Raw genomic sequence first — 24,188 nt, forward strand, 5'->3', positions numbered from 1 at the left:
TTTTTCATTTTGTTTCTTGAGGGCGGGCATTTTGACCCGAGGATCAATACCCGACAAACTGGATGCCTGGATGCCTGGATGCCTGGATGCCATCGGGTTGATCGCAGGCAATCCGACGAGCGGTGTTAGGCGCAGACGCTACAGCCTGGTCCCATACAGGTATGCAAGACAGAATTGCGACTGCTGGAGCGTGTGCCAGGGCCGGTGACGCGGGTGCCGGCCAGCGCTTGCTGGGGCGTCAAGGCGCGCGCAGGTCCATCTTTGCTGAACAGGCGGCGGGGTGCGCTCAGTTGCAGCAGCAAGGTGCCTTTCTGGCAGGACGGGCAGGGCTGTTCCTGGTTGCGGGCGGCGATGCTGCGCAATTGGCTGCTGCGTGTCAGGCAATGATTGCAAAGGTAGTCGTACAAAGGCATAAGACAATCCGGATGAAACAGGCAACAGGGCCGGGTAGTCCGGCCTTGTTGCGTTTAGGACAATGTGCAGCGCGTGCCGGGACGACCGAACTGAGCGGCTTGATTGAGCGCGCCCTGCGGCAGGATGTCCGTGTCGAAGATGCCGGTAGGCAGGGCTAACGAGGCCGAGCTGTTGGGCAGATCCACCACGCCACCGTAACGGCCTTCGACTGGCGCGGCCGTCAGCAGCATATAGGCCTGGGCGCGGGACAATTCTGTGACCCGCGTGATGTAGTCAATGGCCGCCAGACAAGCCTGACGATACGCAACAGTGGAGTCCAGATAGTAGTTGACACTGTCCTCGACGCTGATGCCGGTAAAGTGTAGCCATTGGTCGTAACGTGGATCGTGACGGCCGGGCACGTAAATAGGGGCGGTCAGATTGTATTTGGCCATGCCGCCCTTGATCAGATCAAAACCCAGGTGCGCCGCGCCATCCATCTCGATAGCACCGCAAAACGAGATTTCGCCATCGCCTTGCGAGAAGTGCAGATCCCCCATGGACAGGCCTGCGCCTTTTACATAGACCGGGAAATAGATGCGTGAACCGATAGTCAGGTTCTTGATGTCCAGGTTGCCGCCGTGTTCGCGCGGCGGGACGGTGCGGGCGGCTTCGGCGGCCATGCGATCAAACTCGGGGCCTTGTACGCCGCGCAGTACGGCGGTCCGGGCGTCGGGCGGGTTGGCATGGCCTTTGGGAACCAGCAATGCTTCGCGGCGGTTCCATTCGCGCAGCAGATCGTGCGAAGGCAGGGTGCCGATCAGGCCAGGGTGCATCATGCCAGCAATACGCACGCCCGGAATATGGCGCGAGGTGGCGTACACGCCATGCAGGTCCCAAATGGCTTTGTCGGCCTCTGGAAAATGCTCGGCCAGAAATCCACCGCCGTTTTCCTTGGCAAAAATACCCGAAAACCCGACCGGGGTAATACAGCGAATGTCCAGCAGGTCCACCACCAGAATATCGCCTGGTTCGGCACCCTCGACATGAATGGGACCGGTCAGCGGGTGGGCGCGTGTCAGGTCCACATCGCGCACATCATTGGCGCTGTCGGTGTTCTTGATCTGCGCATCCAGAAAGTCCAGACATTCCAGGATCATTTCCTCGCCAGGTTTTACGCTGGTCAGGTCGGGGATATCGGGGTGCCAGCGGTTGTGGCCGATTTCGGCCTGTTCGGCCAGAGGCGCGCCCGGTTTGATTTTGATGTGCTGCATGTGTTCTCCTGATTATTGTTGCTGGGTCTAGCTGCACGATCACGTCGTATTGACGTTGCAAAACACGTTACACGAGGCCTTGTGGAGGGTCAAAATAAAGCGATGACGCTTGGTTTAAGTATTAATAATTTGGAAATTATCAATTCCTTTATGGGCCAATGGTTTATAAGCTAAGTAAAAAAATAAAAATCAGAATAAAACCTTTGTCCAGAGGATAAATCCCAAGTCGATTCCTGTTTTTTCAGCAACATTAGAGCTTAGGGTCTGCATATGAAAATTCGCATATTCACTGTTCGGAGACATTACCGTAACCCACGCTCAAACTGCGGGCCGCGCACCTGCGCCGCGCCCTGAATACGAAAATCTGAGCCTGGGGCCCAATCTGCCGTACCCGGCTTAAAAGCCGTTGTGTGGTGACTTTCGGCGGCCTGATCCTGATTGCCCTGAACCTTCTGTTCAACCATCTGCGGGCCGGCAATCCCGATCAACCTGGACCAGACCGTAGCGCCGCCGCGCATGGGGGCTGTGGGCGAGTTTCCGACTTGGCCGGCATCGCCAAACGATACGCCCAGGACCTGTCCATATAGGGCAAGCCCTTGATGTATCGGGATTGTCTTGAAATATTCTGCTTGGGCGTCATATGCTTTTCTGGAGGCGGATAGAGCCCGACGCTTTCACTGTCTGAACTCAGGGCTTGGCATCAATGGCAAATAGGAGATGAGCAATGGCAAATAATCTGACCCGCTTCAATCCGTTTGGCGAGCTGGCAGGATTGGACGCGTTTCGTGATTTTGAAGATATGTTCCGGCGCATGCCGGTCGTCGGATCACTGGCCGGGCAAGGCGCGCAAAGTATTCGCTTGGATGTGCACGAAGATGACCAGGCCTATCAGGTCACGGCCGATATACCCGGCGTTGACAAGGAAGATGTGCATGTCACGGTGGATGGTAACGTCGTATCCATCCGTGTAGAGACGCGGCGCAAACACGAAGAAAAGCAGGGTGAAACCGTGCTGCGCAGTGAACGCTACTACGGCGTGCAAACGCGCAGCTTCAGTCTGGCGCATGACATCGACGATGCCCAAGCCCAGGCCAAGTGTGAAAACGGCGTGCTGGAGCTGACTCTGCCCAAGAAGAAAGGCGGTGCCGGCGCTAAAAAGCTGGAAATCCGTTGATGGGTGTTTGTTTGTGGAAACCGCGCCGAAAGGCGCGGTTGTCGCCATGACTTTGTTTTTGTGACCGACCTGTCTGTTGACGTATTTGTAATGAGCCAGTTGTCCGCCATGCCGGTTTCATGCAGCCCGTAAATTTGAAACATGCCGCACCAGGGTATCGTCCAACTCATCCAGTCGGTTGATTCCCAGCAGTGCCATGTTCCGATGTATCTCCGTTTGCAAGATCCGAATGGCGTGATTGACGCCGGACGCGCCATCGGCGGCGGCCGCGTAATTGAAGGGGCGGCCCGCGAATACGCATTTTGCCCCTAGCGATAAGGCCTTCAATACATCGCTGCCTCGGCGAATGCCGCTATCCATCATGACAACAAGGTCAGGCACGGCCTTGACGATCTCGGGTAAGACCTGCAGGGGTGATGCGGAGCCGTCGATCTGACGGCCTCCGTGGTTGGACGATGATGCCGTCAACTCCTGCATCACGAGCCAGGACCGCATCTTGCCAACGCATCAATCCTTTAACAATCAGCGTGCCTTTCCAGATGTCTCGGACCTGCCGGACATGGCTCCAGTCAAAATGATCTTGGGCCTGGAAATCACGTTCTGCCGTAGACGACAGAATGGCATTACCACGTTCGGCACGCCAATTCTCGAAATGCGGCATGCCGTGGCGCAGCACGGTGCGCGCAAATGTGCCTAAGAGCCAGCGAGGGTGGCTGATGCCGTCCCAGGCCAGACGCGCGCTGGGTCGCAGCGGGGAACTGAAACCATTGCGCAAATAGGCTTCGGGGTTAACTTTGACCGGAAGGTCAACAGTCAGCACCAGGGTCTTGAAGCCTGCTGCGCTGATGCGTGCCATGAGCGCATCAACACGGGCAGTGTCGCCAGGCATATACGCCTGAAACCAGGTTTGTGGAGCCGCGCGAGCCACGTCCTCCATCGGAATGAGTGATGCACCACTCATAATGGCTGGAATATTGGCCTGTGCTGCCGCGCGGGCCAGCAAGATGTCTCCTCGATAGGCCCACATGGCACAAAGGCCAACGGGCGAGATACCGAACGGGGAATCAAATGTCTGGCCAAACAGTTCGATGGTTTGTGTGCGCTGTGAAACACCTGCCAGCATGCGAGGCACAATCATGTACTCATTGAATGCGGCGCGATTGTGCGTCAGTGAAACCTCATCCTCCGCTCCGTTATAAATATAGCTAAATAATTGGCGCGGCAGTTTTTTACGAGCCAGCCGCTCAAAATCGTTTAACGAGTAAATTTTTTTTAGTAGACGAGACGGCTTTGAGTAAGTCACGATGAGATCCATTTTTTACTGTTCCCTCGCAAGCAATGTGCGTGAGGCCTGTAAATTGAAGCAGTACATGCGCCCGCACAGCCAGGTTCACCATAACCAAGTGCTGCCGCGCCAGCCTCTGGGCAGGTCACCAAGACTGCGCAAGTAGGTGAGACGGATGAATCGACTCGCAGCGATTGTCCGGATGAACGGACGCCGGTACAGGCGAAGGTAGTATGCGCAGCACCGTGGGCTGCTGCACATACACGAGCCCATGTAAAAACTCGCAAGGGTAATTGGGAGCGATTGACGTAAGGCAACAGGCCGGGTGGCGGACTGTTAGCGTTCATGCAAGGCTGTCTAGTTATTTACCTTGATATTCGCTTTGCGAATAAGCGCAGCCCATTTGGCGATCTTGGCCTTTTGGAAGGTGGCCAGCTCTTCGGGGCCTGCCCCGGAGATGGTCATGCCCATACCCTTGAGGCGATCTTGGGCAGCGGGTTTTTGCATGGCGGCGTGCAAGACCGTGTACAGCTTATCAACGATAGCTTGGGGCGTTCCAGCCGGCACATAGACAGCCTGCCACGATACGACTTCGTAGTCTTTCAGTCCAAGGTCTTTCAGTGGTTTGATATTTGGAAGCGCCTCGGAAGGCGTGCTGGAGGTAATGGCCAAGGCGCGCAAGCGTCCCGATTCGACCAAGGGGACAGCAGAGGTCAGGTTATCGAACAGGATGTCTATGTCGCCGGCCACTAAGGCTTGTAGCGCCGGCGCACTGCCTTTGTAAGGGATATGCAGCATCTGGCTGCCGATGGTATCCGTGAAAAGGGCTCCTGCCAGATGGTGGGATGAACCAACACCGGCAGACCCGTACGTGACGCCATCCTGCTTTTCCCGTGCTTTAGCGATCAAGTCGTCTACCGATTTGATCGTGCTGTCTGCACGCACCAATAGCACATTTGGAACCGACGCCGTCATGATGACAGGCATGAACGAGGTCAAGGGGTCGTAGCCGATATTAGGGTCAGAGACTGACGTTGACGGCTTGGGAGCTGATTGAGCCGCCCAACAATGTATATCCGTCCGGTTTGGCCCGGGATGCATAAGCTGCGCCTAAACTTCCGCCCATGCCGGGCTTGTTTTCTACGACCACAGGCACGCCCAGATCTGCGCCGATGGCTTGCGCATAGGTGCGGCCCACAATGTCTGTTGAACCGCCCGGGGAGAAGGGCACGACGTAAGTGATTGGCTTGTTGGGCCAGTTTTCAGTTGCATTGGCGGGTGTGGTGGAGACTATGCCGAATGTAAAGGCGGCTGCGAGTGAAAGCAGGAATGATTTTTCTGTGGTTTTCATTAAATGGTGCTCCTCATTTTGTGTTGTTGTATCCATAACCCGGCATCTTCCTTTTGGGTAAGGGCAATTCCGGTTGGCGATCACGGCTATGTTCTGAAAAATAGAATGCATAGAAGCCGACTGCTTCTTTTGGCCGTGATGAAGATCATCTTAGCATTAACTTAACATGTTAATCAATTTGTTGTCTTATGCGATTGCAGTTAGCCTGGCTAAAATACTGACAAATAAGCCGTAAGCCATAAATAACAATAGGAAGCAGAGCGCATATGAAACGACAGAAACGATCTTGCAGCACGTTCTTGTCAGTCCCGGCAAGCTGTGTGTTGCTGGCGATGTCGATGGGAAGTGCGGCGGCGCAAAGTGCTGCGGCGACATTTTCCCATAAGGACTGGGACCTGATCTGCGACAACACACTGACCTGCCGTGCGGCAGGCTATGCCAAGGACGGAGTGGATAAGGGCGCAACGGTGTTGCTGACGCGCCAGGCGGGCAGGGATACGCCGGTGATGAATCGCGTCATGCTGGCTCATTACGATGACGGAGCAGGGCAGAGAGCGTCTCCTCCGGATCTGCTTATTGCCGGCCGTACCGCCGGCCCTTTGGCTTTCGCGGGGGATGACTCCTGGCAGATGAATGATGCTCAAGCGGCCCGGTTTCTTGCCGCACTGAAAAAAGACGCGCCGGTTTCTTTCCGTGAAAATGGTAGCGATTTTTCGGTGTCCGGGGCAGGCTCCAGCGCCGTACTGTTGAAAATGGATGATGTGCAGGGGCGGGTGAACACGCCCGGAGCCATTCTGCGTAAAGGCGCTAACAAGGAGTCCTCGGTAAAAATGCCGGTTGCCGCGCCGGTCATTCATCGCGCTGCCGTAACGGATAAAGCCTTGCGGCCGATGACGACACAAGAGGCGGCCGTGCTAAGAGCGCCGATTCTACGGGTGCTGGCGGCTGATCAAGATCAAGTGTGCACCGAGGACAGACTGGCAGAGCCTTGGGAAGTCGCGCAGCTTAATGACAATACGCTGCTGGTCAGCGCGCCTTGCTGGTTGGCTGCGTATAACGGCGGGAGTGCCTATTTTGTCATTAATAAACATATGCGGTCTGCGCCGGTGCTAGTCAGTGACAGCGGTAATGATTACGAGAACGGGAAAATTTCATCCGCTATGAAGGGGCGCGGTCTGGGAGACTGCTGGAGCCATCAGGAATGGGTATGGAACGGAGCCGAATTTGTCGAAAGCGCGCGGGGTGATACCGGGCGCTGCATGGCGATTCGCGCGGGCGGCGCGTGGGATATACCGGAGTATGTCAGTCAGGTGCGTGAACCCTAACTATGCAAAACATAGCATATCTGCCTACGCGCCTTGTGTTCGCTCTACCCAACAAGTGCGATGGGTAGGGATCGCGATCACTCGATATTCTGCGTTTGTTCCCGCAGTTGCTCGATCAGCAGTTTCAGGTCGATAGACGCACGGGTGACGTCTACGCTGCCGGCTTTGGAGCCCAGGGTGTTGGCTTCGCGGTTCATTTCCTGGAACAGGAAGTCCAGGCGTTTGCCGGTGCTGCCTTGGCGGGCGCCTTTGCGCTTGTCATCGCCGACTTGGCCGGACAGGATCAATTGCAGCTCGCTCAGGTGCGAGCGCAGGCGGGCCAGTTCTTCGGCCACGTCGATGCGCAGCGAGAAGGTGGAGGCTTCCTGGGCGATGCGCGCCGACAGTTCTGCGCCGGAGATCAGGGCAAAACCGTCGGGGCTGGCTTGTTGCAGGGCATCGCGCAAGCGAGTGGCTATCTTGTTTTGTTGTTCGGCCAGGATGTCGGGCATGTGTGCATGAACTTGCTCCACCAGGGCGGCCATGTCCTGGCTAATGGCCTGCATGACCTGAGCCAGGCGCTGTCCTTCGCGCTCGCGGGTGGCGCGCAAGTCCACCAGGGCCGCCTCGCAGGCTTGCTGGATCATGGGCAGCCATAGCGCGGGGTCCATGTCCGAGGCGTTGCCGTTCTGGTTGCTGAGCAGGGTATGCAGCTCGGGGGCCGGCAGATCCGGGATGTGGGCGCGGGCGGTCTGCAGCATTTGGGCCGCGCGCAATACGGCGTCCATGTCCAGGCTGCGTTGCTGTTCGAGACCGGCTCGTGCAAAGTTGACCCGTACATCCAGCTTGCCGCGCTGCACGCCCTGGGCAAGCTGCTCGCGCAGCAGGTTCTCGGCAAAACGCAATTCGTCGGGCAGGCGCAGGCTCACATCCAGAAAACGGTTGTTGACACTGCGCATTTCAATGCTGATGGAGCCTGCTTCGGACTCGGCTTTGGCACTGCCAAATGCAGTCATGCTACGGATCATTGTTCGGCCACTTTGCGAAATAGAAGAAACAGGGCATTGTACTCCCCAGCCGTGCCCGGTCGTGCCCACTAGCGTCATCAAACTTCGATACACTGCTTGGTTTAAAGACGAGGCGGTTTTTAGGAAGCACGGCATGATCAGACTCTTGCACACGGCGGACTGGCAGATTGGGCGGAACTACGCGCGTTTTGCGCTGGAGGACGCAGCGGCGCTGGCCGATGCGCGTTTTCTGGCGATTGAGACGATTGCGCAATTAGCGGTTCAGGAACAGGCCGATGTCATTGTGGTGGCAGGCGATGTGTTCGATTCGCAGACCCTCAGTGATCGCAGTCTGCGGCGCGCCTTCAATGCCATGGCCGGTTTTACCGGGCCCTGGGTCCTGTTGCCCGGCAATCACGATGCCGCCCTGAGTGAAAGCGTCTGGACGCGCGCGCGGCGGCTGGGCTGCGTCCCCGAGCAAGTGCATATCGTGGATAAGCCCGATCCCCTGGAGCTGGCATCGCTGCGTTTGACTATTTTGCCTGCGCCGCTGACCCAGCGGCAGACCTATCACGACCTGACGGCCTGGTTCGATCAGGCATCCAGTCCGGCCGACCATGTACGTGTGGGGCTGGCGCACGGCAGCATCAGCGGTTTGCTGGAGCATATCGACAGCCATAATCAGATAGACCAGGACCGTGCGACCCATGCCCGCCTGGATTACCTGGCGCTGGGCGACTGGCACGGCACCCTGAAAGTGAACGATCGCTGCTATTACAGTGGTACCCCCGAGCCTGACCGATTTAGGAACAACGATTCCGGTCAGGTCGTACTGGTCGAGCTTGACGGCCCTGGTGCCTTGCCGGTGCTGCGTATCGTGCCCACGGCCCGCCATGCCTGGTTCAGCCTAGCGCATGAGTTGTCCGACGATATGGATCTGGATGTGCTGGAACAGGCGCTGGCGAACGTGCCCGAACAAAGCGTGGTGGAATTGGTGCTGGACGGGCAATTGAGTCTGTCCGGTTTTGAGCGTCTGAACACCGTGCTGGGCCAGGCGGAAGCGCGTTGCCGGGCCTGGAGTTGTCAGCAGGATAATCTGCGCCTTGCGCCTACCGAGGCCGATTTACAGGCGCTGCAGGCCGATGGCTATTTGCGGGCTGCCGTCGAGCAATTGCAGAAGTTGCGAACAGATACGCAGGACCCGGCGGCGCAGGACGCACTGCTGATCCTGGCATCTTTGCTGCGCGACAAGGGAGACCGCCATGCACATTAAGTCGTTGCGGGTCGAACAGTTCAAGCGATTCCGGCAGCCGGTCTTGCTGGACAAGCTCAAGACCGGTTTGAATATCATCAGCGCGCCCAACGAGTCGGGCAAAAGCACACTGGCACAGGCCTTGCGCACGGTGTTTTTCGAGCGTTACTCCACCAGCAGCCTGAACGAGATCTTGCCCTGGGGCGATTCGTCCGCAGCGCCGGAGATCGAGGTGGAGTTTTGCATGAACGACCAGGATATGCGGTTGAGCAAGCGTTTTTTCAAACGCAAGCGTTGCGACCTGCAAATAGGACGTACGCAGTTGGACAACGACGAGGCCGAGCAGTATCTGGCCGAGCACATGGGTTTTGATTATGCGACGCGCGGCGGCAGTCAGGCGCGCAATTGGGGTGTGCCTGGCTTGTTGTGGATAGAGCAAGGGCAGGGGCAGGAATTGCGGACGGCGGTGCAGCACGCAGGCAATACACTGCAACAAGCCCTTGGGGCCGATATGGCTGATTTGACCAGCGCCGACGGCGATTATGTGCTCGATCAGGCCCAGCAACAACTGGATCAGTATGTGACGCAGGCTAAAGGAGAGCCGCGTGGGGTCTGGCTGGCTGCTAGACGTGAGCACGAAGACATTCAGGCCGAACTGACCCGTCTGCAGTCCGAGCTGCAGCAGTACCAGCAATGGGTAGACCAACTGGCGCAGGCGCGCCGCCAGGTGGCGGACAGCGAGCGTGAAAAGCCCTGGGAGCGTTTGCGTGGGCAGATGCGTGCCGCCCAGACCCAGTTGCAACAGGCGCGCGATCTTCAGGCCCGCTCTTTGGAGCTGGTGCGACAACTGGACATGTTGCACGAGCGCGAGCGTCTGTATCAGCAAGCGGCAGAACAAGATGGACTCCTGGATACACAGCGCATCGAACGCCTGGCGCAGGCGCAATCTTTGTCCGGGCAATTGGAGCAGGCCCGTCAAGGTTTGGTGACGCTGGAGGCGACGCTACAGCAGGTTCGCCGTCAGAAAGAACTGCTTCAGCGCGAACAAGAGCATGCCCGCGCCTGGTTGCAGTGGGAACGCGAACAGGCCGCGCATGCCACGGCTCAACAACAGGTGCGTCAGTATCAGGACCAGTTGGATGAACTGACCCGACACGAGGCCGAATTGGCCCAATGCAGCGCCGCCGTGCTGCAATTGCGTATCAACGATCCGGTGCTGGCGGCCTTGCGCCAAAGCAGTCAGCAGGTACAGCGCCTGCAGCATCAGCTCGATGCCGTGGCCACGGAGTTGCATATCGATCTTGTGCCGGATGCACGTATACAGGTCGAAGGCACCGAGATTTCCGGACAGGCTCATCTGCACCTGAGCGAAGCCACCCAGGTCATGTTGCCCGGCATGGGTATGTTGCGCATCGTGCCTGGCGGCAAGGACCTAAACGGGCTGGCGCAAAAACTGGAGCAGGCGCAGCGCGACTTGCGCAACGCCTTGCAAGAGCAAGGAGCCGGTAGCCTGGACGAGCTGGAGCAGCGCCGCGAACAAAGCCGCCAGTATGAGCACCGCGAGAATGTGTTGCGAGCCGCGATGCGGGCGCTGGCCCCCAAGGGGCGGGCGCACTTACAGGGGCTGTTGACCTCGGCGCAGCAAAGCAGCCCGCCGGCGCAGCCGCAAGGCCAGGCTCCGCAGGGGCTGGACTTGGATCAACAGATACGTGAAGCTGACCTGGCCGAGCAGCAATGGCAGGCATTGGATGCGCAATGGCGTCAAGCCCGGGAGGACTTGGCGACCTTGACGGCCAAGTATGAACAGGCGCAAGCCGAAGCCCAGCGCATCGAGCGCCAATGGAGCGATCCACAGCGCCGCAGCGCTCAGCAGGAACGAGAGCAACAATGGAACCTTCTGCGAAACCAACGCGGGCAATTGCAACACGATCAGCAGGTGCTAAGTGCCCAATTGGAAAACTTATCAGTCACTATCCTGGAGCAGGATGTAGACCGCTTTGAGCGCAGCGCGCAGCAACAGGAACAGGCTTACGCCCAGGCGCGGGTTGCGGTGCAGTTGGTGCAGACCAAGCTGGAAACCCAGGGCGCGCAGGGCCTGGAAGAGCAGATTGCCGATGCAAAAGTACGTTTGACGGACAGCGAACGACGTTGCGCGGGCTACGAACGGCGCGTAGCCGCCTTGCGTTTGCTGGTACAGGTGCTGCGCGAACAGCGCCGTGCCTTGACCGAGCAATTGCATAAGCCGTTGCAAAAGCACATTAACCACTATTTGCGCCTGCTGCTGGGCAAGGCGTCGGTCGAACTGGACGAGTATCTGACGCCGCGTTGGTTGCAGCGCGATGGCAGCGAGTTGGCAGCCGACGATATCGATGGTTTAAGCTTTGGCGCGCGCGAGCAGATCGGCCTGATCGCTCGGCTGGCGTATGCTGATCTGTTGCAGCAGGCTGGCCGGCCCACCTTATTGATGCTGGACGACGTGTTGGTGCATAGCGATCCGGAGCGTCTGCAGGCCATGAAACGCATCATCAACGATGCCGCCCAGCGGCATCAGATTTTGCTGTTTACCTGTCAGGCGGACAAATGGCTGGACATGGGCGTGCCGCTGCGTCCGGTGCCGCAGGGCGTACAATAGCGCTTTCGATTTATCGTCTGGAGCCTTGCCTTGTCTCAGTCCGTCCCCGTTGCACGTCAGAGCGGTCGCCGCGCCGATCAGTGCCGTCCTGTGGAATTTCTGACCGGATTCACCCGCCATGCCGAAGGTTCGGTGCTGATTCGCATGGGCGATACGCATGTCCTGTGCAATGCCAGCGTGCTGGACAAAGTCCCCCCGTTCCTGAAAGGCAAGGGGCAGGGCTGGGTAACCGCCGAATACGGCATGTTGCCGCGCTCTACTCATACACGCTCGGACCGCGAAGCGGCACGTGGCAAGCAGAGCGGGCGCACGCAGGAAATCCAGCGTCTGATCGGGCGCAGCCTGCGCGCCGTCTTTGACCTGACTGCATTAGGTGAACGTACCTTGCAGATCGATTGCGATGTTATTCAGGCCGACGGCGGCACCCGCTGCGCCAGCATTACCGGTGCCTGGGTGGCGGCCAGTCTGGCAGTGCGCACCTTGCAGCAGCAGGGCTTGCTGCAGGGCAGTCCCATCCGCGACCAGTTGGCCGCCGTGTCCGTCGGTTTAAGCAATGGCACGCCCGTGCTGGATCTGGATTACGAAGAAGATTCGGCCTGCGGCGTCGATATGAATATCGTTATGACCGGCAGTGGTCAGTTGGTGGAGGTGCAGGGTACAGCCGAAGGACAGACGTTTGATCGAGCCGCGCTGAACAATCTGCTGGACTTGGCTGAAAACGGGCTGCGTCAATTGATGTCCGCTCAGCGCCAGGCACTGGGCCTGTAATCCATTTTTTCGATTCCGGGCACCATGCTGCCCATGGATACACCATGAATGCAGAACACAAAAACGTAGTCCTGGCTTCCAACAATGCAGGCAAGCTCAAGGAGTTTTCCGCCATTCTGGCTAGCGCCGGTCTGACTATGGTGCCGCAGGGACAGTTGGACATTCCTGAGGCCCAAGAGCCATTCGGCACCTTCGTGGAAAATGCCCTGGCCAAGGCCCGTCACGCCAGCCGCTTGAGCGGCCTGCCTGCGCTGGCCGACGATTCGGGTTTATGCGTGCGCGTGTTGGACGGTGCGCCGGGCGTGTATTCGGCCCGTTTCGCGGCCATGGAGCAGGGTGGCGAGAAATCGGATAGCGCCAATAATGCCTTGCTGGTCCGCCGTCTGCAGGGCCAGAGCGACCGGCGTGCCTGTTATGTTGCTGTCTTGGTGTACGTGCGCCATGCCGATGACCCGCGCCCCATTATTGCGGAAGGGGTCTGGGAGGGCGAAATCGTGGATCAACCGCAGGGCGAACATGGCTTCGGTTACGATCCGCATTTTTATATCCCACAGTTTCAGCAAACGGCAGCGCAACTGGCACCTGAAATCAAGAATCAGCACAGCCACCGGGGTCGCGCCCTGCAAAGCCTGCTGCGCAAGCTCGAACAGGCATGAGTACCTTGCAAGATCTATCGCCTTCTGTGCGCATCCGGCCAGGAGCCGGGCCGGCCACATTGCTGCCCAGTCTGCCGCCGCTGTCGGTCTATGTGCATGTGCCGTGGTGCGTGCGCAAATGCCCGTATTGCGACTTCAACTCTCACGCCGCCCCTGCGCAACTGCCGGAAGAAGACTATCTAAGCGCCTTGCAAGCCGATCTCGAACAGAATTTGCCCCTGATATGGGGACGACAGGTCATTTCTGTCTTCATAGGCGGAGGCACACCCAGCCTGTTGTCTGCATCGGCCTTGGATCGCATGTTGGCCTTGTTGCGGGCGTACTTGAATCTATTGCCCGATGCCGAAATTACGTTGGAAGCCAATCCCGGTACGGCGGAGGCACAGCGTTTTTTGGACTATGCGCGTAGCGGGATCAACCGGATCTCGCTGGGAGTGCAAAGTTTTGATGACCAGGCACTGAAGGCCTTGGGCCGCGTTCACGACGGGCAACAGGCGCGTCAGGCCATAGACATGGCCATGAAAGCCGTGGACCGTGTGAATCTGGATCTGATGTACGCCTTGCCGGGCCAAAGTCCGACACAATCCGAGCAGGACATACTGCAGGCCATGTCCTTTGGCACCGAACATCTGTCGCTTTACCATCTGACCCTAGAGCCCAACACCGTCTTTGCCAAATACCCTCCCGTCCTGCCCGACGATGACGACAGCGCTGCCATGCAGGACAGGCTGATCGAGCTGACCGCCGCCCAAGGCTGGCATCAGTACGAGATTTCCGCCTATGCCAAGCGTGGCGGCCATAGTCGCCACAATCTGAATTATTGGGAATTTGGCGATTACTTGGGCATAGGGCCGGGCGCGCACGGCAAGCTGTCTTTTCATGATCGCATCATACGCACGGCTACGGTGCGCAATCCGGTTTCCTGGATGGAAGCGGCACCCCGTCGCGATGGCAGCCATTATGCCCGGCACGAACGCGTCAGCGCTGCGGATTTGCCCTTCGAATTCATGCTTAATGCCTTACGGTTAAAGGATGGTGTGCCAGCTAATTATTTTCAGGAACGCACTGGCGTGCCGCTGGCCCGGATACTGCCTGTTTTGCGGCGCAGCATCGACAAAGGTTTGCTGGCGGCAGATCCTGTGCGTATCCGCGCCAGCGATCTGGGATGGCGTTTCCTGAATGATCTTCAAGAGGCATTTCTGCCAGACGAGCTGGCTTAACGGCGGTTGGCTGTTTGATCGTCGTCTGGGCAGGAAAACAACAAATTCTGTTTTGTTCTGTGACAAATTGACGGTAAACTACGAGTTGACGCTTTAGACAAGAAATACTCAGTTAAGGTCATTTTTTTATTGTGCAGTTGCACAATTGCTCTACAATTAATTTCAGGTAAAGCCAGTGTCACAATTCTCATATCCGAGTGGACCACACAAAGAAGGGCGGGGCCTGCCGGGGATGCGTACACCGGATTTACCACAGCGGGTCAGACCACGACCCGCCGTGAACCCCCACACCTTTTGTTAACGTCATTGACGCTGGAGTCAACATGTCCACCCCTGAAGATGTTCTGAAGATCATAGCTGAACGCGACATTGCGTTTGTGGACTTCCGTTTTACGGATACCCTAGGCCGCGAACACCACCTGACCACGCCTGCCCACGCAGTTGACGAAGACCGTTTCGAGTCCGGCGTGGCTTTCGATGGCTCCTCGCTGCCCGGCTGGAAAGGCATCGAAGCATCGGACATGTTGCTCATTCCGGACGCCAAGACGGCTCGCATGGACCCGTTCCGCGAAGAGCCCACGCTGATTTTGACGTGTGATGTAGTCGAGCCTTCCGACCTGAAAGGCTACGACCGCGACCCTCGTTCCCTGGCCAAACGCGCCGAAGCGTATCTGCGCTCCAGCGGTCTGGGCGACACCGCGTACTTCGGTCCCGAGCCCGAGTTTTTTGTGTTCGACGGCATTACCTGGAACGACGACATGTCGGGCAGCTTCGTGAAGATCCGTTCCGAAGAAGCGCCTTGGTCGCGTGGTGTGGACATCAACGGCAACAATTTGGGCCATCGCCCTGGCATCAAGGGTGGTTACGTGCCTGTTTCGCCTGTGGATTCGTTCTCGGATCTGCGCTCGGAAATGTGTTTGCTGCTGGAGCAGCAGGGCGTTCCAGTGGAAATCCACCACCACGAAGTGGCCGCTCCTGGTCAGTTGGAAATCGGTACGCGCTTCTCGACCCTGGTCGAACGAGCCGACTGGAACCAGATCATGAAGTACACCATCCACAACGTGGCCCATGTGTACGGCAAGACGGCGACATTCATGCCCAAGCCCGTAGTCGGCGACAACGGTTCGGGCATGCACGTGCACCAGTCTATCTGGAAGGACGGCCAAAACTTGTTCGCAGGCAATGAATATGCCGGTCTGTCAGAGTTTGCACTGTTCTATATCGGCGGCATCATCAAGCACGCCCGTGCATTGAACGCCATTACCAACCCCACGACCAACTCGTACAAGCGTCTGGTTCCACACTTTGAAGCCCCGGTCAAGCTGGCTTATTCGGCCCGCAACCGTTCGGCCTCGATTCGCATTCCGTACGTCAGCAATCCCAAAGCCCGCCGTGTGGAAGCCCGCTTCCCCGATCCAATGGCCAATCCATATCTGGCGTTCTCGGCTTTGATGATGGCGGGTCTGGACGGTGTGCAGAACAAGATTCACCCTGGCGACGCTGCCGACAAGAATCTGTACGATCTGCCGCCCGAAGAAGACGCAAAGATCCCAACCGTTTGCGCCTCGCTGGAACAAGCGGTGGAGGCCTTGGATAAGGACCGCGAGTTCCTGACCCGTGGCGGTGTGTTCAGCAACGAAATGCTCGATGCCTTCATCGAACTGAAACAAGCCGAAATCACCCGTCTGCGCATGGTGCCGCATCCGGTTGAGTTCGACATGTACTACAGTCTGTAAAACAGGTTTTGCGCCGACTTGTTGTCGACGCGGTCCTGAAAAAAAGCGGCTTCACGGCCGCTTTTTTTTAGCTTCTTCGAAGAATTCCGAGAGCCAGTTTACTCAGTCGATGAGGAACTGGTTTTTTTAAGACGCCATTCAAGGCGCAGTACGCTCGGACAGGGCTGATGGCTTGCCGGCGCTGCGCGCCGGTGCCCTGGTCGGGGCGCATGGCCGGGCGCGTCGTTAACTCCGGCGGGTTGCTTGTCCGCCGGACAAGCAACAAGCGCCGCCGTCAAACAGAACGACGCTTGCCCCCCGTCCCCACGCCCCGCCTGCGGCAAGCCATCCGACCCGCCCCGTCCGAGCGTACTGCGCCTTGAACGGCTCAAAACACCGATGACATCGCCCCGGCTATACATAGCAATACCCAACAGACCATTGAGCGTATAGCTGAAATCTTGTGCGGTGTACGTGGACGTCCTGTCATGTGGGCCAAACACATCGGTGCTGTTCTCGCCAGGCCAGCCATAGCGGGCCGGCGGGCGAGTCAGGGCCTTCGCCGCAGGCGGGATGCCGGGGCGGGAGGCAAGGGGCGTGCTGTTCGAGCAGGACGCGTGTGATTCGTCCCGTGGACGAATCACCCTGCGAGTTCACGCTCCGCCCGCCCCGGTATCCCGACCAGGGAACCCGCGCACAGCGCGGGCGAAGGACCCAGCCAGGCCGGTCTGCTATGGCTGGCCTGGCGAGAACCCGAGGTTCTCTCTGCTTGGCCTAAACGGCCCAAGCAATACGAAGGAATCCCCGAAATTTCTCGAAGAACTTTTTTATTGCATCGCTAACCTTCGTGGGCGAAAAAATGGCCAATCCGGCGTGGGTCTTTAATGATGCAAGACCGGTTCGGTTGTTTGGCCGCCGCGCAGAAAGGCCTGGGCGCGTTGGGCCATAATGGCTTCGCGGCGTATGAAGTCGGCCACGAACTCGTTAACCGGATGGTGGTGTAGACCGTAGGGCGTGTCCCACTGGATGATTTTGCCCGACTGCATGACACCGATCCGATCGGCAATGGCAAAAGCCTCGGCCTGATTGTGAGTGACCAGGATGGCGGTAATGCCGGTTGCTCTCAGGATATCGCGCACTTCAAAAGCCAGGCGTTCGCGTGTGTCGACATCCAGATTGGAAAACGGTTCGTCCAATAGCAGCAAGGAGGGCTTAGGAGCCAGTGCCCGCGCCAAGGCCACGCGCTGTTGCTGGCCGCCAGAAAGTTCGTGCGGATAGCGTTGGGCCAAGCGCTCCAGGTCTACCAGTTCCAGCATGTCGAGCACTCGCGCCTGGCGTTCGGTTTTGTCCCATTTGCGCAGTCCGAACGCCACGTTCTTTTCGACCGTCAGGTGAGGGAAAAGGGCATAGTCCTGAAACATCATGCCGACCCGGCGATGTTCGGGCGCAACCTGCTGGTGGGGGCTGGAGAGTAGTTGTTGATCCAGTAGAATCCGGCCTTCACGCAAAGGTTCGAAGCCGGCTATAGCCCGCAGAACCGTGGTCTTGCCGCAGCCGGAGGCTCCTAGCAAGCAGCCGATTTCGCCTTGAGGCAGTTGCAGGTTCAGGTGATCCACCACAGGGCGGAATCCTTCGGAAGTGTCGTAGGCCAGAGTAATGGCCTGCAAGTCCAGAAAAGCAGTAGTCATGATCAGCGTCGGCTTTGCGCCGTCAGTTGGGTGCGCGCCAGCAGGATAACGGGAATCAGTCCGGCCAGCACAATGGCCAAGGCAGCGACAGCACCTTCTTCATAGGTGCCACGCGCGGCTTCAGCATACAGCCAGGTGGCCAGGGTATCGAAATTCATGGGACGCAGCAGCAATGTGGCAGGCAACTCTTTCATGGCATCCACGAAGATCAGCAGCGCGGCCGCGCCCATAGCGGGTCGCAGCAAAGGCAGGTGTACGCGGCGCAGGGTGCCGGCTGGGCTTTCGCCCAACAGGCGCGATGCCTGTTCCAATGATGCGGGAATACGGGCCAGGCCGGCATCCAGACCGCCTACGGAAATGGCCAGAAAACGCAGGGTATAGGCTAGTACCAAGGCCAAAGTAGAACCCATCAGCACCAATCCGCCGGTGTCCAGGCCCAGCCAGGACTGGACGCGATTGTAAAAAGAGTCGAACAGAACCAGCGGTGTCAACAAACCGATGGCCAGCACCGTGCCGGGAATGGCATAGCCCAGGCTGCTGATGCCGGCTAGTATTCGTGCCATGCGGGGTTTATGGCCGTGGCGCACCGCACGCGCCGACCAGGCCACCACCAATCCGCACAGCAAGGTGGCGACGGTCGCCAGAGCGGCAATGTGTACGGTATTCCAGGCGCTGGCCAGTAATTGTTCGGATACGGCTCCGGCCTGCGCCAGATGGGTGATGGTTTCGTTCAAGAGGTACAGCGAAGGCGCTATAAAGCCAATCAGGACCGGCGCTACCCCCAGGGATAGCGCCAGCCAACAGGCTGGCCCGCGCAGGCGGGTCGGACGTATGGATTCGGAGCGCTGATTGCCGGCGTAGGCTTGCCGGCGGCGGCCGTAGCGTTCGATGGTGATCAGCGTAGCGACGATGACCAGCATGGAGACGGCAATCTGCGCCGCACCTGCAAGATCGGAGCGCGTCACCCAAGTCGTGTAAATGGAGACGGTCAGGGTTTGCACACCCAAAAATTCGGATGCGCCGATATCGTTGAGTGTTTCCAGCAAGGCCAGGCTGACGCCCACGGCGATGGCGGGCCGGGCCATCGGCAGCACGACACGGAAAAATACGCTGCGGCCCGATTCACCCATGATGCGGGCGGCTTCGAGCAGGCTGGCCGATTGGGTGGCGAACATGGCGCGCGTGCTGAGATACACATACGGATACAGCACAAAGCCCAACAAAAAAATAGCACCGCCCAAGGAGCGCAGATCGGGCAGGCGAAATTCGCGTGGACTGCTGTAGCCCAAGAGATCACGGATCAGCGACTGTATCGGACCGATGGGATGGAGCAGATCCAGGTAGGCAAAGGCCACGATATACGTGGGCACAGCCAGGGGCAGGAGCAAGGCCCATTGCAGCACGCGTCGGCCGGGGAATTCGTAGGCGGTGATCAGCCAGGCCGAGCCTACGCCCAGGCAGCTGACCAGCACGCCCACGCCCAGAAGAAGCAGGATTGTATTGCGCAGTGCGCCGGGCAAAACAAACTGGAGCAGGTGAGACCAATGCCCGGTGTTGCCACCCAGGGCATGGGCAAACAAGGTAATGACTGGAGCGGCCGCCACGAGGGCGACCAGCACAGCGGCCACTTGCCAGAGGGGCAGTCGGCGAAAAAAAGACATGATGGAAAGCTGCTGGATTTCAGGCGCCTGAATGCGCGGCGACCGCCGCCCCGAAATATCGAGGCCGGCGGTCGCGGAAAAAGAACCGGAAGTAGAGTTAGTTGTCGAAGCCAACTTTATCAACCAACTCGCTGGCTTGCTTGCGATGCTTGGCGATTTCGGCCAGAGGCAGCGGGTCTACCTTCAAGGGGCCGAAACTGGCCACGACAGGGTCCAGCTCGACGCCGGCGCGCACCGGGTATTCGTAGTTGGCCTTGGCGTACAGGCTTTGCGCCTTGTCGGAGACCAGATATTCGAGCAGCTTGACCGCATTGTCCTTGTTGGGCGCATGCTTGGCCACGGCGGCACCGGAGATGTTCACGTGCGTGCCCTGGCTTTTCTCGCTGGCGAAGGTAGGACGAATCACCTTGATGGCTTCGCCCCATTTGTGGGCGTCCGAGCCAGGCTCGGCATTTTTCATGCGGCCTACGTAGTAAGCGTTGGCAATGCCGATATCGCAGATGCCGCCAAGGATGTCGCGCGCGACATCGCGGTCGCCGCCGGCGGCCTTGCGACCCAGGTTATCTTTGACGCCGCGCAGCCATTTTTCGGTCGCTTCGGCACCGTCGTGCGCAATCATGGCCGCGACCAGAGCGGTATTGTAGGGGTGCTGGCCCGAGCGAATGCAGACTTTGCCTTTCCATTTTGGATCGGCCAGGTTTTCGTAGGTAATGCTTTTGATATCGACGTCTTTGGCGACGTAGGCCACGCGATCACGCAGCGACAGCGAGAACCACTGGTTGTCCGTACCGCGCAGGTTGGCCGGGATGGCGCTGGTCAAGGCTTCGGACTGGACAGGCTGGGTAACGCCGGCTTCGACCAGATCCAGCAAGTTGCCGATATCCACGGTCATCAGCACATCGGCGGGCGATTTGCCGCCTTCGGTCTTGACGCGTTCGATCAGGCCATCCTTGACGAACACTGTATTGACCTTGACGCCGGTGTCCTTGCTGAAGGTTTCCAGCAGGGGAGTAATCAAGCCGGGTTCGCGGGTGGTGTACAGATTGACCTCGCCAGAGGCCACGGCTGCCATGGACATGCCCCCCAGACCGGACAACACCAAAGCGTGGATCAGGGAACGGGTGGATGGCTTGAAACGCATCATGATAAGAACTCCGGAGTTCTGGGTAAATCGGTGAAACAGCACGAATGGGAATGATTATCAAACAGATACGCAAAGGTAGCAGTTTCTTAGCCAACTCACAATAGAGAAATGATGGAAAAACGCAAATTGCGAGTCAGGCAAAATAGGGGCAGCCGGGTCGAAAACAGGCGGCTCCTTGGGGGTGGGGAAAATGATGGTAAATCCTGATTGCGATCAAGGCCTTTGTTTGACCGGGCATGAATTTGCCTGGCGATCTGAGTACAATGCAAAGGTTTCGCACCATTTCTCGGGATATCCCGGTCTTTAATACCGACACTACCATGGCAGCTTTCAATACCGAACGAGTGCTAAGCGTCCATCACTGGAACGACACGCTGTTTTCTTTCACCACGACCCGTGACGCCGCGTTGCGCTTTCATAATGGCCATTTCGTCATGATAGGTCTGGAAGTGGAAGGCAAGCCTTTGATGCGAGCCTACAGCATCGCCAGCGCCAATTACGAGGAAAACCTGGAATTTCTCAGCATCAAGGTGCAGGACGGCCCGCTGACTTCCCGGCTGCAGCACCTGAAAGAAGGCGACAGCATCCTGGTTAGCCGCAAACCCGTTGGCACGCTGGTCATCGACGATCTGCGCCAAGGCCGCAATCTGTTTTTGTTCGGCACCGGCACCGGCCTGGCTCCCTTCATGAGCATCATCAAGGACCCCGATACTTACGAGCGCTTCGAAAAAGTGGTTTTGGTACATGGTGTGCGCTTTGTCAGCGAACTGGCCTATTCGGATTTCATTCAGAACGAATTGCCAAACAACGAATATTTTGGCGAGATCGTGCGCGAGAAATTGCTGTACTACCCCACGGTCACGCGCGAAGCTTTCCGCAATACGGGCCGTATCACCGAACTGATCGAATCGGGCAAGCTGTGTCAGGATCTGGGAATCGAGGCCTTGGACCCCGCGCACGATAGGGCCATGCTGTGCGGCAGCCCCGCTATGCTGGCCGATATCAGCGCCATGCTCGATAGCCGCGGTTTTACGGTGTCGCCCGGCGTGGGCCAGCCCGGCGACTATGTGATCGAGCGTGCGTTTGTCGAAAAATAATTGGAACGGCGGCTGTTAATTTTAGCTATAGCCGCTTAAACTCTGATAGTAAACCACTCATCAGAGGTTCTTATCATGAGCAAGCAAGTCGTCTTTACCGATGCCGCTCCCGCCGCCGTAGGCCCGTATTCCCAGGCTATCATTGCCTCCGGCGGCAAGACAGTCTATCTGTCTGGTCAGATCGGCCTGGAGCCGGCCACGGGCGAATTGGTGTCGGAAAATTTCGAAGGGCAGGTGCGTCAAGCGTTTGCCAATCTGGAAGCCGTTGTACAGGAAGCCGGCGGCTCCCTGAGCGACATCGTCAAGTTGACGCTTTTCCTGACCGACCTGAGCAAATTCGCCAGCGCCAACGGCATTATGGCCGAATTGATCCCCCAGCCGTTTCCGGCACGCTCCACCATAGGCGTAGCCAGTCTGCCCAAGGGTGCGCAGTTCGAGGTCGAGGCCATTTTGCACCTCTGATGGCCCGGCGCTCATGATCGCAGATCGGCCTGCCAAGCAGGCCAAGCGGCCTTCGCCCCGCAAGGCCGTCTCCGTGGAGCAAAAGTTCGCCAAGCTGGGACTGCGCGAGCCGGCCGATTTCGTAGTGCATTTGCCGATACGCTACGAAGACGAAACCCAGGTCGAACCGATTGCCCATCTGTATCCCGGCAAGATGGCCCAGATCGAAGGCCACATTCTTAGTACAGACGTGCAGGCCCGTCCCCGCGCCCAGTTGCACGCCCGTATTGCCGACGATAGCGGACAGTTGGCATTGCGCTGGTTGAATTTTTATCCCAGCCAGCTCAAGCAGTTGCAGGCCGGCAAGCCATTGCGGGTGCGCGGCGAAGTGCGTCAGGGCTTTCATGGCCTGGAAATGGTGCATCCCAAAGTGTCGGCTGCCGGAGCGCCGCTGGCGCGGGCCTTGACGCCGGTGTATCCCACCACAGATGGGCTGACCCAGGCCCAACTGCGCAAGGCGATTGCCCATGCGCTGGATCATGCCGATCTGCATGACACCTTGCCCCAAGATGTACTAGACCAGCAGCAATTGATGCCTTTTGCGCAGGCGATACGCTTGCTGCATTATCCGCCGCCTGAATTGAGCTACGACGATCTGTTCGAGCGCGGCCATCCGGCCTGGAACCGCATTAAATTCGATGAATTGCTGGCGCAACAGTTGTCGCTGGCACAGGCGCGCGCAGCCCGCCGAGCACAGCGCGCCGCACCTTTGCGACAGCACGATTCGGAGCTGGCACAGGCATTGCTGGCTGGTCTGCCGTTTGCCCTGACTGGAGCACAACAGCGTGCCGTGGCCCAGATCGCTCAGGATATGACGCGCTCTTACCCCATGCATCGTCTGTTGCAGGGGGATGTGGGCAGCGGCAAGACGATTGTGGCTGCTTTGGCAGCGGTCCAGGCCATCGCCAGCGGTTTTCAGGTGGCCCTGATGGCACCCACCGAAATTCTGGCCGAACAACATTATCTAAAAATGCGCGGTTGGCTGGAGCCATTGGGCGTGCAGTTGGCCTGGTTGACCGGCAGTTTAGGCGTGAAAGCGCGGCGTCAGGCTTACGAATCGATTGCGTCGGGGCAGGCCGCGTTGGTCGTCGGCACGCAAGCGTTGATTCAAGATCAGGTCGGCTTTAAGCGTCTGGGCCTGGTCATTCTGGATGAGCAACACCGTTTTGGCGTGGGTCAGCGTCTGGAGTTGAATCGCAAGGGCGACACGGTGGATGAGCAGGGCCGCGCCTATATCCCTCATCAGCTCAATATGAGCGCCACCCCCATTCCGCGCACGCTGGCCATGGCTTTTTTTGCTGATCTGGATGTATCGGCTATCGATGAGCTGCCGCCGGGGCGCAGTCCTGTCATCACCAAACTGGCCGCCGACGGGCGGCGCGATGAAATCATGGCCCGTGTCCGGGCCGAAGTCGCCCAGGGCAGGCAGGCGTATTGGGTGTGTCCTTTGGTCGAAGAAAGCGAAGCCTTGCAACTGCAAACCGCTGTCGATACCCATGCCGCGCTGGTTCAAGCCCTGGCTCCGCTGAGAGTGGGCCTGATTCATGGCCGCCTGCCGTCAGTCGACAAGGCTCAGGTCATGGACGCATTTCGTGGCGGTGAGCTGGATGTCCTGGTAGCCACCACCGTCATCGAGGTAGGGGTGGATGTGCCCAATGCCTCGCTGATGGTCATCGAGCATGCCGAGCGTTTTGGATTGGCCCAGCTGCATCAGTTGCGCGGACGGGTAGGGCGTGGCCAGGTGCAGTCGGTTTGCGTGCTGTTGTATCAGACACCGCTGTCGGCGGTGGCGCGCCAGCGTCTGCGCGCCATGTACGAAACCAATGACGGCTTTGAGATCGCCCGCCGTGATCTGGAGCAACGGGGACCGGGCGAATTCATGGGCATGCGCCAGTCCGGCCAGGCGGTGCTGCGTTTTGCCAGCTTGGAGTCGGACGAGGAATTGATAGAACGGGCTCAGGAGCTGGCCGCCGATTTCAGCCGCCGCTATCCCGATCACGCGCAGGCCCATATGCAACGCTGGATGAAGGGCCGCGAAGAATTGCTGCGCAGCTGATGCTGCCCAC

Annotated in this window: 20 protein-coding genes and 1 pseudogene; 12 read left to right on the top strand and 9 right to left on the bottom strand. The window is 58.5% G+C overall.

Annotation, left to right across the window (positions count from 1 at the left end; genetic code table 11):
* Positions 1–125: 125 nt before the first annotated feature.
* Entirely contained in the window at positions 126–413 is a 288-nt protein-coding gene (locus AADW57_RS09095) for an FmdB family zinc ribbon protein (protein ID WP_341666576.1), read from the bottom strand.
* Between the two features lie 54 nt (positions 414–467).
* Positions 468–1,667: a formamidase gene (gene fmdA / locus AADW57_RS09100; protein WP_341666577.1), complete on the bottom strand. Its 1,200-nt coding sequence runs from the start codon at positions 1,665–1,667 to the stop codon at positions 468–470.
* 410 nt (positions 1,668–2,077) lie between these two features.
* Between fmdA and AADW57_RS09105 the strand changes: the two genes are divergently transcribed.
* Positions 2,078–2,254, top strand: coding sequence for a hypothetical protein (locus tag AADW57_RS09105; protein WP_341666578.1), 177 nt, complete (start codon positions 2,078–2,080; stop codon positions 2,252–2,254).
* A 137-nt stretch (positions 2,255–2,391) separates the two neighbouring features.
* The gene (locus AADW57_RS09110; protein ID WP_341666579.1) at positions 2,392–2,841 is read left to right on the top strand and encodes an Hsp20/alpha crystallin family protein; all 450 of its coding nucleotides are present in this window, start codon (positions 2,392–2,394) and stop codon (positions 2,839–2,841) included.
* Between the two features lie 117 nt (positions 2,842–2,958).
* On the opposite strand, the pseudogene AADW57_RS09115 reads toward AADW57_RS09110, so the two are convergent.
* From AADW57_RS09115 to AADW57_RS09125, 3 genes and pseudogenes are all read right to left on the bottom strand, one after another.
* A pseudogene (locus tag AADW57_RS09115) lies at positions 2,959–4,156 on the bottom strand (alpha-hydroxy acid oxidase).
* A gap of 327 nt (positions 4,157–4,483) precedes the next feature.
* Complete coding sequence (locus AADW57_RS09120) at positions 4,484–5,113, bottom strand: Bug family tripartite tricarboxylate transporter substrate binding protein (protein WP_341666580.1); 630 nt, start codon at positions 5,111–5,113, stop codon at positions 4,484–4,486.
* Between the two features lie 34 nt (positions 5,114–5,147).
* On the bottom strand, positions 5,148–5,513 hold the full coding sequence (locus AADW57_RS09125) for a Bug family tripartite tricarboxylate transporter substrate binding protein (protein ID WP_341666581.1): 366 nt from the start codon (positions 5,511–5,513) through the stop codon (positions 5,148–5,150).
* A 230-nt stretch (positions 5,514–5,743) separates the two neighbouring features.
* On the opposite strand from AADW57_RS09125, the gene AADW57_RS09130 reads away from it, so the two are divergent.
* Complete coding sequence (locus AADW57_RS09130) at positions 5,744–6,802, top strand: DUF1176 domain-containing protein (RefSeq protein WP_341666582.1); 1,059 nt, start codon at positions 5,744–5,746, stop codon at positions 6,800–6,802.
* Between the two features lie 77 nt (positions 6,803–6,879).
* Here the strand turns inward: AADW57_RS09130 and AADW57_RS09135 are convergent, their stop codons facing one another.
* Positions 6,880–7,809: a YicC/YloC family endoribonuclease gene (locus AADW57_RS09135; RefSeq protein ID WP_341666583.1), complete on the bottom strand. Its 930-nt coding sequence runs from the start codon at positions 7,807–7,809 to the stop codon at positions 6,880–6,882.
* A gap of 133 nt (positions 7,810–7,942) precedes the next feature.
* Between AADW57_RS09135 and AADW57_RS09140 the strand changes: the two genes are divergently transcribed.
* The 6 genes from AADW57_RS09140 (at position 7,943) to glnA (ending at position 16,052) form a co-directional block, all read left to right on the top strand.
* Positions 7,943–9,061, top strand: a complete 1,119-nt coding sequence (locus AADW57_RS09140; protein WP_341666584.1) for a metallophosphoesterase family protein — start codon at positions 7,943–7,945, stop codon at positions 9,059–9,061.
* A complete protein-coding gene (locus tag AADW57_RS09145) occupies positions 9,051–11,672 on the top strand; it encodes an AAA family ATPase (RefSeq protein ID WP_341666585.1) in 2,622 nt (873 codons plus the stop codon). Before AADW57_RS09140 ends, AADW57_RS09145 begins: the two co-directional genes overlap by 11 nt.
* A 30-nt stretch (positions 11,673–11,702) precedes the next feature.
* Positions 11,703–12,440 carry a ribonuclease PH gene (gene rph, locus AADW57_RS09150; protein WP_341666586.1) on the top strand — a complete coding sequence of 246 codons (738 nt, stop codon included), beginning with the start codon at positions 11,703–11,705 and terminating at the stop codon, positions 12,438–12,440.
* Positions 12,441–12,484: 44 nt separating this feature from the next.
* Positions 12,485–13,096: an RdgB/HAM1 family non-canonical purine NTP pyrophosphatase gene (rdgB, locus tag AADW57_RS09155; protein ID WP_341666587.1), complete on the top strand. Its 612-nt coding sequence runs from the start codon at positions 12,485–12,487 to the stop codon at positions 13,094–13,096.
* Positions 13,093–14,316, top strand: a complete 1,224-nt coding sequence (gene hemW / locus AADW57_RS09160; protein WP_341666588.1) for a radical SAM family heme chaperone HemW — start codon at positions 13,093–13,095, stop codon at positions 14,314–14,316. The genes rdgB and hemW overlap by 4 nt, the downstream gene beginning before the upstream one ends.
* A 323-nt stretch (positions 14,317–14,639) precedes the next feature.
* Positions 14,640–16,052 carry a type I glutamate--ammonia ligase gene (gene glnA / locus AADW57_RS09165; protein ID WP_341666589.1) on the top strand — a complete coding sequence of 471 codons (1,413 nt, stop codon included), beginning with the start codon at positions 14,640–14,642 and terminating at the stop codon, positions 16,050–16,052.
* An 860-nt stretch (positions 16,053–16,912) separates the two neighbouring features.
* Here the strand turns inward: glnA and AADW57_RS09170 are convergent.
* The 3 genes from AADW57_RS09170 to AADW57_RS09180 form a co-directional block, all read right to left on the bottom strand.
* Positions 16,913–17,719, bottom strand: coding sequence for an ABC transporter ATP-binding protein (locus AADW57_RS09170; protein WP_341666590.1), 807 nt, complete (start codon positions 17,717–17,719; stop codon positions 16,913–16,915).
* Between the two features lie 2 nt (positions 17,720–17,721).
* Positions 17,722–19,380 (bottom strand): ABC transporter permease, encoded by a 1,659-nt coding sequence (locus tag AADW57_RS09175; RefSeq protein WP_341666591.1) that lies wholly within the window; start codon positions 19,378–19,380, stop codon positions 17,722–17,724.
* Between the two features lie 97 nt (positions 19,381–19,477).
* Positions 19,478–20,521 (bottom strand): Fe(3+) ABC transporter substrate-binding protein, encoded by a 1,044-nt coding sequence (locus AADW57_RS09180; RefSeq protein WP_341669681.1) that lies wholly within the window; start codon positions 20,519–20,521, stop codon positions 19,478–19,480.
* A gap of 323 nt (positions 20,522–20,844) precedes the next feature.
* Here AADW57_RS09180 and AADW57_RS09185 point away from each other — a divergent pair, with 323 nt between their 5' ends.
* The 3 genes from AADW57_RS09185 to recG all read left to right on the top strand — a co-directional run bounded on the left by AADW57_RS09185 (position 20,845) and on the right by recG (position 24,178).
* On the top strand, positions 20,845–21,621 hold the full coding sequence (locus tag AADW57_RS09185) for a ferredoxin--NADP reductase (protein WP_341666592.1): 777 nt from the start codon (positions 20,845–20,847) through the stop codon (positions 21,619–21,621).
* 75 nt (positions 21,622–21,696) lie between these two features.
* Positions 21,697–22,083 carry a Rid family detoxifying hydrolase gene (locus tag AADW57_RS09190; protein WP_341666593.1) on the top strand — a complete coding sequence of 129 codons (387 nt, stop codon included), beginning with the start codon at positions 21,697–21,699 and terminating at the stop codon, positions 22,081–22,083.
* 13 nt (positions 22,084–22,096) lie between these two features.
* A complete protein-coding gene (gene recG, locus AADW57_RS09195; protein ID WP_341666594.1) occupies positions 22,097–24,178 on the top strand; it encodes an ATP-dependent DNA helicase RecG in 2,082 nt (693 codons plus the stop codon).
* The last annotated feature ends 10 nt before the right edge of the window (positions 24,179–24,188 follow it).

The organism is Alcaligenes sp. SDU_A2, assembly GCF_038237375.1.
In the GTDB taxonomy this organism is placed as follows: domain Bacteria; phylum Pseudomonadota; class Gammaproteobacteria; order Burkholderiales; family Burkholderiaceae_B; genus Alcaligenes.